This is a genomic window from Rhodococcus sp. Leaf247 (assembly GCF_001426185.1).
Classification (GTDB): domain Bacteria; phylum Actinomycetota; class Actinomycetes; order Mycobacteriales; family Mycobacteriaceae; genus Rhodococcoides.
The window spans coordinates 515438-528041 of sequence record NZ_LMRP01000001.1 but is presented as its reverse complement, the minus strand read 5'-3'; the positions used below and the strand labels follow the sequence as shown (position 1 = coordinate 528041).

Genomic DNA, 12604 nt, shown 5'->3' with positions numbered 1-12604 from the left:
ACCTCGTGCCTCGAGTCGGTGGTGGGAAATTCGGGAGTGCGCGCGTCAGAAGGACGGGACGGCGCCGGAGGTGTCGCCGTCGAAGTCCACGGAGGAATACTCCCGCAACTTGTTCAGCTGGTGGTACGCGTCGATCATGCGCACGGTGCCGGACTTGGAGCGCATGACGATGGACTGCGTGTACGCGCCGCCGCCGGAGTAGCGGACTCCGCGCAGCAGGTCGCCGTCGGTGACGCCCGTCGCGGTGAAGAAGACGTTCTCGCCCGACACGAGGTCGGTGGTGTTGAGGATGCGATCGAGGTCGTGGCCGGCATCGACGGCCTTCTGGCGTTCCGCGTCGTCGGTGGGGGCGAGGCGGCCCTGAAGTGCTCCACCCATGCAGCGCATGGCTGCCGCGGCGATGATGCCCTCGGGGGTGCCACCGGTACCGATCAGGATGTCGGTGCCCGAATCGGGACGAGCGGCCGCGATGGCGCCGGCGACGTCACCGTCGGAGATGAGGCGGATGCGTGCACCCGTGTCGCGGATCTGCTGCATCAGCTCGAGGTGGCGGGGCCGATCGAGCACACACACGGTGACGTCCGAGGACGACCCCTTCTTGATCTTGGCGATGCGCGCGATGTTCTCGGCCACGGGAGCGGTGATGTCGATGGCGTCGGCGTAGTCGGGGCCGACGGCGATCTTCTCCATGTAGAACACGGCGGACGGGTCGAACATGGCGCCGCGCTCGGCCACTGCCAGAACGGAGATGGCATTGGGCATGCCCTTGGCCATCAGCGTGGTGCCGTCCACGGGATCGACGGCGAAGTCGACCTCCGGACCGTTGCCGTTGCCCACCTGCTCGCCGTTGTAGAGCATGGGCGCTTCGTCCTTCTCGCCCTCACCGATGACGACGACTCCGCGCATGGAGACCGAGCTGACCAGCTGACGCATCGCGTCGACCGCAGCGCCGTCGCCGCCTTCCTTGTCGCCGCGACCCACCCAGCGACCGGACGCGAGCGCCCCGGCCTCGGTGACGCGGACGAGCTCGAGAGCCAGGTTGCGATCTGGCGCCATGTGCGTGGGACTGTCTGTGCTGGCCGTCATGTGACTGCTGCCTCCTGGCGCGTGGCGCGGTCCGCAGCCCGTGTCGGGGCGTCGTCCGCACCGGATGAACATCGACTCGGGCGAAAAGACTCGTCGTGATTGTCGCACTAGCGGCATGGCTGCGGACTCTCGGGTGAGCCGCCGAACTGCAGGGATGGCGGGCACCGCCGCGCACGGTGCGATACTGGAGTCGTGGCCGACAAGAAACCCAGGATTCTGCAGAACAACAAGGACATGGCTTGGTCCCTGATCCCGCTGCTTCTCGCGTGCCTGGTGATCGCGGCCATCGCCGGACAGTGTTCGCTGCGTGTCGGCGGCCCGGAAGCGGGTGAGGTTCCTCGCATCGACGTCGGTGCATCCCTGCAAGCCGACGCGAACGCGTTGCCGTTCCCCATCCGTCAACCGCAGGTACCCGCGGAGTGGATTCCGAACTCCGCGAGCAGGCCCCCCGTCACCGGGTCGGGGTCCGACGCCAGCACCGTCGGGTACGTCACCGGCGCGGGCAGCTACCTTTCGCTCACTCAGAGCGACGCCACGGAGGACGAGTTGGTGCGTTTCAAGGCCGACAGCTCGCAGGTGTCCGCCGGCGGCGCCGAGACCATCGCGAACGTCAACTGGGTCGTGTACGGAAACGACGCGACCGAGCCGTACTGGGTCGCGGATCTGGGCGATGCGCGCGTGCTGGTGACCGGATCGGGATCGCAGGACGAGTTCGTCGCGCTGGCCACAGCTGTCGCGTCGGCAAAGGTTCTCGCTCCCCGCTGAGCGCGGTCAGTCCTCGTCGCGCGCCAGCGCCTTCTCGATGCGGGTGCGCGCGCCGGCCAAGTGCTCCTCGCAGCGGGTCGCGAGCGCCTCGCCGCGCTCCCACAGCGCCAAGGACGCGTCGAGGTCGAGGCCGCCCTGCTCGAGCAACTTGACCACGTCGACCAGTTCGTCCCGCGCGTCTTCGTATCCCAGGTCGGTGACCGGCGTCGTCTCGCTCATGACACCCATTGTTCCCGACCGCCCCGACAGACTCGTCAGGTGGAGCCGCTACGACCCATGGCCACGGCGGTGACGGCGCCGTCCGCGACACGGATGCGCAGTTGAGTGCCCGGCGCCACCTCCTCGACGGACCGCACCACCTCGGGATCCGATCCGGCGACGACCCGCTGCACGACCGAGTACCCGCGAGCCAAGGTCGCGGCCGGTCCGAGCGTCGTCAGCCGGGCCCGCATGTGTCCGACGGCCGTGCTCTCCCCGGCCACCGCCCGATCGACGTCCCGGCGGACGACGCGGCGCATCTCGGAGATCTCCGCGTGCCGACGGTCGATCGCGGACAGGGGATCGGCGAGGACGGGACGTTGCCGCATCGCGTCGAGTGCCCGCGTCTCGCGTTGCACCCAACTCCGTAGCGCGGCGGCGCTGCGACTCCGCAGTTCGCCGATCAGCTCCAGTTCCGCGACGGCGTCGGGAACCACCAGCTTGGCGGCGTCGGTAGGAGTCGCGGCGCGCAGATCGGCGACGTAGTCGCTGAGGGGGCTGTCCGGCTCGTGTCCCACGGCGCTCACCACGGGTGTGGTCGCCACGGAGATGGCCCGACACAGAGCCTCGTCGGAGAACGGCAGCAGGTCCTCGACGCTGCCGCCGCCGCGGGCGAGCACGATGACGTCGACCGCGGGGTCCTTGTCCAGTTCGGCCAGCGCACGCACGATGCCGGGCACCGCGGACGGCCCCTGCACAGGCGTGTTGCGAACCTCGAACGTCACGGCGGGCCATCGGCGCTGAGCCACGCTCAGCACGTCGCGTTCGGCTGCGCTCGCCCGTGCGGTGATGAGGCCGACGGTCCGGGGCAGGAAGGGGAGGGGGCGCTTCAGGCGCGGATCGAACAGTCCCTCGGCGGCGAGGAGGGCTCGGAGCCGTTCGATGCGTGCGAGGAGTTCGCCGACGCCCACTGCGCGAATCTCCGTGGCGCGCAGCGACAACGTCCCGCGACCGGTGAAGAACGACAGCTTGCCGTACATGATCACGCGCGCGCCCTCGACCAGCTGCACGGGGGAATTCTGGATCAGCATCGGCGAACAGGTGACCGACAGCGACATGTCCGCCGACGGATCCCGCAGAGTCAGGAACGCAGTTCGCGTGCCCTGGCGCACCGAGATCTGCGTGATCTGGCCCTCGACCCACACGCTTCCCAGCCGGTCGATCCATCCGGCGACTTTCGTGGCCACCGTGCGAACCGGTAGTGGGTTCTCGGCCGTGCTCGAGGGGGCGGCGGACGGGGGAGAGGTCACTTGGCCCGGGCGGTGGTGATGCGGTTCTCGAGCATCGTGCGGTACGGCGCGCGGTCGGCCGAGGAGACCTCGTAATCGAGGAGCGACGACAGATCCTCCACGGACAACGTCCGCAGCCGGGCACGAAGCTGCGCCAGCGTCAGCGCGTCGTAGTCGAGGTATTCCACGATCTCGGGCGCCTTCGCAGGCGCGGTGGACAGCACGGGACCAGGCCCGGCGTCGACCGTCTCGATCTCGGACGGGGGAGTCGAGTACAGCGCGAAGCGTCCCGCGGGGGCACCGGGGTTGGGCACGTCGATCTCGCCCGCCATGTCTCCGACCGGCTCCGGGTCCGTCGAGAGCGGTTCGGACGTCAGCGGCACGTCGGTGTAGCGGCCGGGCAGCCCGTCGTCGTCCTCGTCGAACGTCGCCCAGGACGCCGTCTCCTCCGGGCGAGCTCCGATGAGCGAGAACACCTGGTCGCCCTTGATGGCCAGCTCGGTCACCGTCTGCTGGAGCCGCATCGCGGTCTGCAGGACTTCGCTGACCGCCGTCATGGGCAGGGAGATGGCCGTGGTGGGCAGACGTCGCGCTTCTTCGACGACGGTCACGGCGATCCCGAGCGCGACGCGGGCTGCGAACGGAGGACGAATCATGGTCCCAGAGTGCCCCACGGCGCGGCTTTTTCCCAGTCGACGTGCGCGGGAAGCGCCGGCCACTCCGCACCACGTATCCTCGTGATATGTCTTCGGCTGTTCCCTCGTCCTCTGCCACCGCGTCCTCGGCGATCCCCCTCGACCTGGGAATCGCGCGTCCGACCGTTCCCGGGAAGGCGTACGACGGCCCCAAGCGGGTCCTGCTCGCCGAGCCGCGCGGCTACTGCGCAGGCGTGGACCGCGCCGTCGAGACCGTGGAGAAGGCACTGGAGAAGCACGGTGCGCCGATCTACGTGCGCAAGGAGATCGTGCACAACCGCCACGTCGTCGACACGCTGTCCGACCAGGGAGTGATCTTCGTCGACGAGACCGACGAGGTGCCGGACGGTGCGCTCCTCGTGTTCTCCGCGCACGGTGTCTCACCCGCGGTCCACGAATCCGCTGCCGCCAAGAACCTGCGCACCATCGACGCGACGTGCCCGCTGGTGACCAAGGTGCACCAGGAAGCGAAGCGGTTCGCCCGCGACGACTTCGACATCCTCCTCATCGGCCACGAGGGGCACGAGGAGGTCGAGGGCACTGCAGGTGAGGCACCCCAGCACGTGCAGGTCGTCGACGGTCCGGACTCCGTGGACGCCGTCACCGTGCGCGACGAGAACAAGGTCATCTGGCTCTCCCAGACCACGCTCAGCGTCGACGAGACCATGACCACCGTCGCGCGACTCCGGGAGAAGTTCCCCAACCTGCAGGATCCGCCCAGCGACGACATCTGCTACGCCACCCAGAACCGGCAGGTGGCGGTCAAGGCTATGGCGCCCGAGTGCGACCTGGTGATCGTCGTGGGTTCCACCAACTCCTCGAACTCGGTCCGCCTCGTCGAGGTCGCCCTGGCTGCCGGCGCGCGCGCGAGCTACCTGGTCGACTACGCGAAGGACGTCGACCTGTCGTGGCTCGACGGTGTCCGCACCGTCGGCATCACGTCCGGCGCGTCGGTTCCCGAGGTGCTGGTACGCGGTGTGCTGGACCTGCTGGAGAAGCACGAGTACACGGACGTGAAGTCGGTGACCACCGCCAACGAGACGTTGGTCTTCTCGCTGCCCCGCGAGCTGCGGACCAGTAGCCGGGTCTAGAACTCAGTCCCGGTCGCGGTACCGCACCTGCGGCGCGGGGTACGGAGACAGATTCTCCGCACCCGTGCGTCGCGGTTCGTAGCCGGTCGGCCGGGTGTACCCGGGATCTTCACGGGGAGCCTGGGGCCGTTCGCGCCGAGTGCGATCGTGACGGGGTTCGCTCGCGGTGTCCCTGACCTCCGGGCGAGCCCGACGCCGTTCGCCGGATCGGGTGCGCGGGCTCTCGTTGCGCGGCGTTGCTGCGCGCTGATCGGTCGTGGGCCGGGCCTTGGCCGCGGACTTGGCCGCTGCCGGGCGGGACCGCGGTGCGGGCTTCGAGATGGGGCGCGGCCGACGATCGAGTGCGAGTCGCGCCCCGCCGACTCCCAGCACCAGCAGTGTGGTCAGCAGCATCAGCGGGAAACGGTCCACCAACGGGACCGCCACGTTCAGTACGACGTCCTTGATGGACGTTCCCGCATCCTCGGTGGTGAGCTGGTACGCGAGGGGTACGCCGAGGAACATGATGATCGGCGGTTGCACCATGGCCGTGAACAGGCCGCGATGGCGGACCACGACGACGGCGATGAGCGACCCGAGAACGTAGAGCACAGCGAAGGTGGACGAGAGTTCGCCGACGCGCATGGCGTCGACGAGGAAGCCGAGGACAACTGCTCCTACCGCGACCGCGACGGCGCCCCATGCGGGGATGCCGGGTACCGAGGGCAACGCGGAGCGTTGGTCGAGAGGCACTCCCGATCGTGCGCGTTGACTAGTGGACACACTGCGAGATTAGCGTTGATTCACGCCGTTGCGTCGTCGGCATGCCCGCGACACCACTACGGAGTGATCCCCGTCGCGGTCGTGGACATGGTGCGCGGACGCTGATCGACCGGGGTGACGTGCGGTGGTTCCCCCTCGAACAGCGACATCTCGTGCAGTTTGCGCGCGGTCACGAACACGCGGGTGTCCAGGGAACCGGCCGCCGCATTGAACGAGTCGACGGCCTTTCCCAACTGGGAACCGAGGCGATCGACGTGCGCTCCGACCGTTCCCAGTCGTTCGTAGAGCTCGCGTCCCAGCACGCGCACCCGCGCCGCGTCCTCCGCGAGGGCATCCTGTTTCCACGTGAAGGCGACGGTGCGCAGCAGGGCGATCAACGTGGTCGGCGTGGCCAGGACCACATTGCGGGAGAACGCGTGCTCGAGAAGCCCGCGGTCGCGGGTGAGCGCGGCATCGAGGAACGGATCGCCGGGGACGAAGAGGACGACGAACTCGGGAGACGGGTCGAAGGACCGCCAGTACCTCTTGTCGGCCAACTGATCGACGTGGGTCCGCAAGTGCTTCGCATGACGCTCGAGGTGTCGATCGATGGTCTCCGGGTCCTGTTCCGCGCTGGCGTCGAGGAACGCCACGAGCGGCACCTTCGCGTCGACCACGATGCTCTTGCCGCCGGCCAGCCTGACGACGAGGTCGGGACGGACACCGTCGGCGGTCACCTGCGTGTCGAAGTCGCAGTGTCGTGTCATCCCTGCCAACTCCACCACCCGTTCGAGTTGGATCTCACCCCATCGACCGCGGATCTGCGGCGCACGCAGTGCGGTGACCAGCTGATCGGTCTGCGACGCCAACTGCCGAGAGGCGCGGTGCATGCCGGCCACCTGCTCGGACAGACCGGCATAGGCATGCACCCGATCGCGCTCGACGACCCTCACGTGCTCCTCCAGCGAGTCGACCGCATCGCGGAGAGGTTCCACCAGATGCGAGACCTGCTGGCCGATGGCGCCCGAGTGCCGACGCGCCGAGTCCTCGTTCAGCAGCGACAGGGAACGCCGCAACGTCTCCTCGTTGTCCGCGGAGACGGCGAGGCGCTCACCGGCGCGGGCGAGCTCCACCTCGCCCCGGGCGGCGCGTAGCCACCAGCCCAGCGCGATGCCGAGGAGAAGGGTGACGAGGACTGTCACGGCAGTGATGGCGGTCATGGGGCTCACTATGAACCGAGGCACCGACACACCTTCGCGCCGAGCAACTTTGTCGTAGGCCTCCGTTAGCGTCGGCGACATGAGAATCCTGCACACCTCGGACTGGCACATCGGGCGCACCTTCCACGGTGTCGACCTGCTGGCCGATCAGCGGCGTGCGCTCGAGGCCGTCGCCTCCATCGTCGCGGAGAATCAGGTGGACGTCGTCGTGATTCCCGGAGACATCTACGACCGTGCCGTTCCCAGCGCCGACGCCGTTCGGTTGTGCAACAGGGCGTTCGAGGCAATCCGTGACGCGGGCGCCGTCATCGTCGCGACGTCGGGCAACCACGATTCCCCTGCGCGCCTCGGGGCGGGCTCCGCGTTCGCCGCGGCCGGTGGACTGCATCTGTTCACCACCGTCGATGCCGTCGATCGGCCCGTCGTGCTCTCCGACGAGCACGGAGAGGTCGCGTTCTACGGAATTCCCTACCTGGAACCGGATGCCACGCGGACCCAGCTCGGAGTTCCCGACGCGCGTTCGCACGCCGCGGTTCTCGCGGCGGCCATGGGTCGCATCGATGCGGACCTCGCCACGCGTGACGCGGGAACCCGGTCGGTCGTGCTCGCCCATGCCTTCGTGATCGGCGGCGAGGGTACGGGTTCCGAGAGGTCGATCTCCGTCGGCGGCGTCGAGACGGTGCCGGCGTCGACCTTCTCCGGAGTCGACTACGTGGCGCTGGGCCACCTCCATTCCCCGCAGACCATCGACGACCACATCCGGTACTCGGGGTCGCCGCTGCCCTACTCGTTCGGGGAGCGCTCACATCGCAAGGCCGCGTGGATGATCGACATCGACGGGGAGGGACACCGCGTCGTCACGCGGATGGAGCTTCCGATCGTCCGCGGCCTCGCCGTCCTCGAGGGCACCCTCGACGAGCTGTGCGAATCCGAGGAGTTCGAATCGTACGTGGGTCAGTACATCTCGGCTGTACTGACCGACGCGGTGCGGCCCGTGGACGCGATGCGTCGTCTCCAGGGCCGATTCCCCCATGCGGTACATCTGGAATGGAAGCGGCCCCCGGGAGTCGACTCCGGCCGGTACCGGGACAAGGTGGTCGGGCGTTCGGACGGTGCCGTCCTGACCAGCTTCCTGTCCGATGTGCGCAGCGAGCCGACGCCGACCGAAGCGGCACTTCTCGGCAGTGCCGTCGAATCGGTGTCTGCGCAGGATGATTCGTCGACCGCGGCGCCGGACGTCGAGTGGATGAGATCGGCATGAGACTGCACTCGTTGTCCGTCACCGCATTCGGTCCGTTCGGCGGCACCGTGGAGGTGGACTTCGACCAGCTCGGCGCCGACGGATTGTTCCTGCTGCACGGTCCCACGGGTGCGGGGAAGACGTCCGTTCTCGATGCCGTCGCGTTCGCGCTCTACGGCGTGCTTCCGGGTTCCCGACGTGAGAACAAGAGGTTGCTGTCCGACCACGCTGCACCCGGGGTGGTCCCGCGCGTGGAGCTCCAGGCCACCCTCGGGGGCCGCAGGCTCACCCTTGTCCGGCACCCGGAGTACCTGCGCCCCAAGCTCCGCGGAGTCGGGACGACGAAGCAGAACGCGAAGGCGACGCTGACGTGGCACGACGGCCGCAGCGAGAATCTGTCGCGAATCGACGAGATCGCCCTGGAAGTGGAGCGCCTCCTCGGCATGCGCGTGGATCAGTTCTTCCAGGTCGTCCTGTTGCCGCAGGGCGACTTCGCGCGGTTCCTGCGCGCGAAGAACGAGGACCGAGGGGCGCTGCTCGAGCAGTTGTTCGACACCGACCGCTTCCGAGACATCGAGACCTGGTTCCAGGAGCGACGACGCGAGAGTGCCGAACGTCTGGCGGGCAAGTCCGCGTCGTTGGACAGGATCGCTGCGCAGATTGCGAGTGCGGCGGGGGAGCCGTTGTTCGTCGGTACCGACGTCGTCGAGTGGGCGACGGACCTGCTCGACGTCGCCCGGAAGGACGCGTCGACACGGTCGGAGGAGTTACGGGAAGCCCGTGCCGATCACGAGGTACGTCGCCTGGCAGCGAGGGATGCGCATCGCCGTAGGGACGCACGGGATCGTGGGGTTGCCGCGCAGGCTCGGCTGGCGGCCCTCGACGCCTCGGCGGCCGAGCGAGTGGCGATGGCGGCCGAACTCGACCACGCTCGGCGCGCCGACGACGTGCGCCGGCACGCGGAGACGGCGGAGCGCGAGCGTCACCGTGCCGATCTCGCGGCCACCGCTCTCACGCGAGCGGAAAGCGCTGCCTCTCGCACCGATGCCGCATCGTTGCTCCAGGTGTTGTCATGGCCCCCGGCGCCGACGGACCCGGAGACGCTCGACGCCGCGGTCCACCGGTGGAGCGGCGAGTGCGCGGTACTCGACAGTGTCGCGGCGGACGAGGCTGATCGTGCTGCAGCGCAGCGTGATCGAGGCCGAGCCGTGGCGCTCGTCGATACCCTCACGGACGAGCTGGAACGCCTTCGTGCTCGCGTGGCCGCCGTACCGGCGGAGCGCCTGACCCTCGACGCAGAGCATCGGGAGAGCGTCGCGGCCGCCGCGTCGCTGGAGAGCCTCGAGGCTCGTCACCGAAGCGCTGTCGACGCGGCGACCGCCCATGTCGAACTCGTGCGCTGCACGGAGCGTCTCGCGGCCGCGGTCACCGAGTTCGACCGCCTGCGCGAGAGCCACGCGGAGCTCAGAACTGCCTGGCTCGCCCTTCGCGAGCGTCGTCTCGACGGCATCGCCGCCGAGTTGGCCGGTGAGTTGGTGGACGGACAGCCGTGCGGGGTGTGCGGGGCGACAGAGCACCCGGCGCCCACCAGCAGCGGTCCGGACCAGGTCAGCAAGACCGACGAAGACCGTGCGCTCCGACGGGCCGACGAGGTCGAGTCGCACAGGGTCGCGGCCGAGAGCGTCGTGCACCGGCTGCGGCGGGAGAAGGACGAGGTGGCGGCACGGTGTGCCGACAGGTCCGCGGCGGAGTTGACGGCGGATCTGGACGAGGCGACGACGGCCGTGGACGCAGCGCGTCGATCGGCGGGTCGTCTCGCGCGCCTCGATGCCGCGCGTGACGCTCTCGACACGGAAGTACACGCGCTCCATGCGCGCATCGGAACGGCGTCGGCAGAACTGGCCGCGGCGGGGGAGCGGATCGCATCGCTCGACCGTCGGATCGCGGAGACGACGGCGCGCGTCGCATCGGCGGTGGGCGAGTCCGGCAGCGCGGTCGCACGACGCACGGCCGTCGACGCCGCGATCGCCGCGACGAAGACGCTCCGAGAAGCTCGTCGCGACGCGGACGCCGCGCACCGCAGCGCCTCCTCCGCCGACGCGGATGTCGCGATCGTGGCGGAACGACAGGGTTTCGGAAGTGCCGCCGAGGCGCTGGCCGCGGTACGTGACGCAGCGCGGTGCACTGCTCTCGAGAAGGCGTTGCAGGAGGCCGACCGGGAGAGGTCGGCTCAGGCCGCCGTCCTGCTCGAACCCGTGGTGGTCGAGGCGATGTCGGGGGATCCCGTCGATGTGGCACCCGTCGACCGCGCCGAGGAGGAGTCGCGTGCACGTGTCGACGCGGCCGTCGCGGCCGACAGTGACGCGGAAGGACGGCGCCGCACGCTGCAAGGCCTGGGCACCGAGCTGTGGGCGGCCTCCGACGTGCTCGGACCGTTGCGACTCGAGCATCGAGAACTGGAGAACCTGGCCGACGTGGTCGCCGGGCGAGGCCAGAACTCGCGGAAGATGTCGTTGCGGTCCTACGTCCTGGCCGCTCGACTCGAGGACGTCGCCACGGCGGCGTCGGTGAGGTTCCGACGGATGTCGGAAGGCCGATACGAGTTCGTGCATTCCGACGAGGTGGGTCCGCGCGGTACGCGGGGCGGACTCGGGCTGGACGTGCGCGACGACTACACCGGCGTCGTGCGGTCGGCGGGCACGCTGTCCGGAGGTGAAGCGTTCTGCGCGTCACTGTCGTTGGCGCTGGGTCTCGCCGATGTCGTCGCCGCCGAGGCGGGCGGAGTCACCCTCGACACGATGTTCATCGACGAGGGATTCGGCAGCCTCGACGCGGGGTCGTTGGACGCGGTGATGGGAGTGCTCGACGAGCTGAGGTCCGGGGGTCGCACGGTGGGCATCGTCAGCCACGTCGACGAGATCCGCGACCGGGTGCCCTCTCGCCTCGAGGTGATCCGCGAACGTCACGGGTCATCGGTGCGGGTGCACGCGGCAGTGTGACGGTCAGTCCTTCGCCGGTTCGGCCTTGTCGTCGTCGTGCGGTGTCGGGTCCGGCGCGTACCGGGTCGTTTCGTCGTGCACCACGACGGGAGGGTCGCCCTTGTCGGCGTCCAGGTCGTCGTGAACGAGTTTCGCGATGTCGTTGGCTCCGGGATCCTCGTCCGACCGAAGCTCGATCTGCTCGTTGATGTAGCGCAGCAGCACGGCGGTAGCCGCGGCGACCGGTACGGCGAGGAACGCCCCGATGATGCCGAAGATGGACCCACCGGCCGTGACGGCCAGCAGCACCACGGCGGCGTGCAGATTCATCGACTTGCTCTGCAGGATCGGTTGCAGCACATTGCCTTCGATCTGCTGCACCGCGAGGATGATGACCAGGACGATGATCGCAGTCGTCAGTCCGTTGGCGACCAGTGCGACGAGGACGGCCAGCGCGCCGGCGACGAACGCGCCGATGATCGGGATGAAGCCGCCGATGAACGTCAGCGTCATCAACACCGGCGCCAGCGGCACACCCAGGATCAGCAGGCCGATGCCGATGAAGACGGCATCGATGGCGCTCACGATCGCCTGGGTACGGATGAAACCGCCCAGGGTGTCCCAGACGCGGCTGAGGACCTCGGCGATGTGACCGCCCGCCTTGCGGCCGGCCAGTCCGTGCAGCCAGGGGAGGAACCGCGGTCCGTCCTTGATGAAGAAGAAACTCAGAACCAGGACGAGGCCGAGGGTGACGAGGATGGACCCGGCTGTGGCGACTCCGGCGAACACGCCCGACGCGATCGCGGTCCCGCTCTCCTGCAGTCGGGTTCCGATGGCTTGCACCGCATTGTCGATCTGCTGGTCGTCCAGGTTGACCGGCGGACCCTCGAGCCAGTCCTGCACCTGGGCGACGCCGAGCGTGGCGCTGTCCGCCAGTTCGGGCGCCTGACTGGCCACGGACGGAACGATGAAGGCGATGACGCCGGCGAGAACCGCGAGGAAGCCCAGCAGCGACGTCGTCGCCGCGAGCGCCGGGGGGAAGCCCACGTGTCGCAGGAGCCGCGTGGGCGGCCACAGGACGGTGGCGACCACCAGGGCGAGCAGCACCGGGAGCACGATGACCCACAGCTGACCGACCACCCAGCCGCCGATCCACAATGCCCCGGCCAGGACCACGATCACGACCGACCATTTGGCCAGCCACATCCCGCCTGATCCGAACAGTGCGCTTCTGTCTCGCCCGGTTGCCGAGGTGGACGCGTTCTCGCTCACGTGAGTCCTCTCGTCATGGTGGTTACGCG

General features: G+C 69.0%; 11 protein-coding genes. 4 read left to right on the top strand and 7 right to left on the bottom strand.

What is annotated here, in order from left to right:
• Positions 1 to 45: 45 nt before the first annotated feature.
• A complete protein-coding gene (gene glpX, locus ASG64_RS02420) occupies positions 46 to 1086 on the bottom strand; it encodes a class II fructose-bisphosphatase (RefSeq protein ID WP_042573598.1) in 1041 nt (346 codons plus the stop codon).
• Positions 1087 to 1278: 192 nt separating this feature from the next.
• Here glpX and ASG64_RS02415 point away from each other — a divergent pair, with 192 nt between their 5' ends.
• Positions 1279 to 1851, top strand: a complete 573-nt coding sequence (locus ASG64_RS02415; RefSeq protein WP_082518000.1) for a DUF4245 domain-containing protein — start codon at positions 1279 to 1281, stop codon at positions 1849 to 1851.
• Positions 1852 to 1857: 6 nt separating this feature from the next.
• Here the strand turns inward: ASG64_RS02415 and ASG64_RS02410 are convergent, their stop codons facing one another.
• From ASG64_RS02410 to ASG64_RS02400, 3 genes are read right to left on the bottom strand one after another with little or no spacing between them, the layout of a single operon-like run.
• Complete coding sequence (locus ASG64_RS02410; protein WP_056072510.1) at positions 1858 to 2070, bottom strand: exodeoxyribonuclease VII small subunit; 213 nt, start codon at positions 2068 to 2070, stop codon at positions 1858 to 1860.
• Between the two features lie 35 nt (positions 2071 to 2105).
• Entirely contained in the window at positions 2106 to 3359 is a 1254-nt protein-coding gene (gene xseA / locus ASG64_RS02405; RefSeq protein WP_056069672.1) for an exodeoxyribonuclease VII large subunit, read from the bottom strand.
• A complete protein-coding gene (locus ASG64_RS02400; RefSeq protein WP_056072507.1) occupies positions 3356 to 3994 on the bottom strand; it encodes a lipid droplet-associated protein in 639 nt (212 codons plus the stop codon). Before ASG64_RS02400 ends, xseA begins: the two co-directional genes overlap by 4 nt.
• A gap of 86 nt (positions 3995 to 4080) precedes the next feature.
• On the opposite strand from ASG64_RS02400, the gene ASG64_RS02395 reads away from it, so the two are divergent.
• Positions 4081 to 5124 carry a 4-hydroxy-3-methylbut-2-enyl diphosphate reductase gene (locus tag ASG64_RS02395; RefSeq protein ID WP_042573594.1) on the top strand — a complete coding sequence of 348 codons (1044 nt, stop codon included), beginning with the start codon at positions 4081 to 4083 and terminating at the stop codon, positions 5122 to 5124.
• Positions 5125 to 5127: 3 nt separating this feature from the next.
• Here the strand turns inward: ASG64_RS02395 and ASG64_RS02390 are convergent, their stop codons facing one another.
• Together ASG64_RS02390 and ASG64_RS02385 are read right to left on the bottom strand one after the other, a co-directional pair.
• On the bottom strand, positions 5128 to 5886 hold the full coding sequence (locus ASG64_RS02390; protein ID WP_082517998.1) for a DUF6542 domain-containing protein: 759 nt from the start codon (positions 5884 to 5886) through the stop codon (positions 5128 to 5130).
• A gap of 56 nt (positions 5887 to 5942) precedes the next feature.
• On the bottom strand, positions 5943 to 7085 hold the full coding sequence (locus tag ASG64_RS02385) for a DNA recombination protein RmuC (RefSeq protein WP_056069666.1): 1143 nt from the start codon (positions 7083 to 7085) through the stop codon (positions 5943 to 5945).
• 79 nt (positions 7086 to 7164) lie between these two features.
• Here ASG64_RS02385 and ASG64_RS02380 point away from each other — a divergent pair, with 79 nt between their 5' ends.
• Positions 7165 to 8346, top strand: coding sequence for an exonuclease SbcCD subunit D (locus ASG64_RS02380; protein WP_056069663.1), 1182 nt, complete (start codon positions 7165 to 7167; stop codon positions 8344 to 8346).
• A complete protein-coding gene (locus ASG64_RS02375; protein ID WP_082518299.1) occupies positions 8343 to 11324 on the top strand; it encodes an AAA family ATPase in 2982 nt (993 codons plus the stop codon). Before ASG64_RS02380 ends, ASG64_RS02375 begins: the two co-directional genes overlap by 4 nt.
• A 3-nt stretch (positions 11325 to 11327) precedes the next feature.
• On the opposite strand, the gene ASG64_RS02370 is transcribed toward ASG64_RS02375, so the two are convergent.
• Positions 11328 to 12509: an AI-2E family transporter gene (locus tag ASG64_RS02370; protein ID WP_082517996.1), complete on the bottom strand. Its 1182-nt coding sequence runs from the start codon at positions 12507 to 12509 to the stop codon at positions 11328 to 11330.
• Positions 12510 to 12604 lie beyond the last annotated feature (95 nt).

Coding starts and splice junctions, on each gene's coding strand:
- glpX (WP_042573598.1), bottom strand. CDS start 1,086: ATGACGGCCAGCACAGACAGTCCCACGCACATGGCGCCAGATCGCAAC.
- ASG64_RS02410 (WP_056072510.1), bottom strand. CDS start 2,070: ATGAGCGAGACGACGCCGGTCACCGACCTGGGATACGAAGACGCGCGG.
- ASG64_RS02400 (WP_056072507.1), bottom strand. CDS start 3,994: ATGATTCGTCCTCCGTTCGCAGCCCGCGTCGCGCTCGGGATCGCCGTG.
- ASG64_RS02395 (WP_042573594.1), top strand. CDS start 4,081: ATGTCTTCGGCTGTTCCCTCGTCCTCTGCCACCGCGTCCTCGGCGATC.
- ASG64_RS02385 (WP_056069666.1), bottom strand. CDS start 7,085: ATGACCGCCATCACTGCCGTGACAGTCCTCGTCACCCTTCTCCTCGGC.
- ASG64_RS02380 (WP_056069663.1), top strand. CDS start 7,165: ATGAGAATCCTGCACACCTCGGACTGGCACATCGGGCGCACCTTCCAC.
- ASG64_RS02375 (WP_082518299.1), top strand. CDS start 8,343: ATGAGACTGCACTCGTTGTCCGTCACCGCATTCGGTCCGTTCGGCGGC.
- ASG64_RS02370 (WP_082517996.1), bottom strand. CDS start 12,509: ATGTGGCTGGCCAAATGGTCGGTCGTGATCGTGGTCCTGGCCGGGGCA.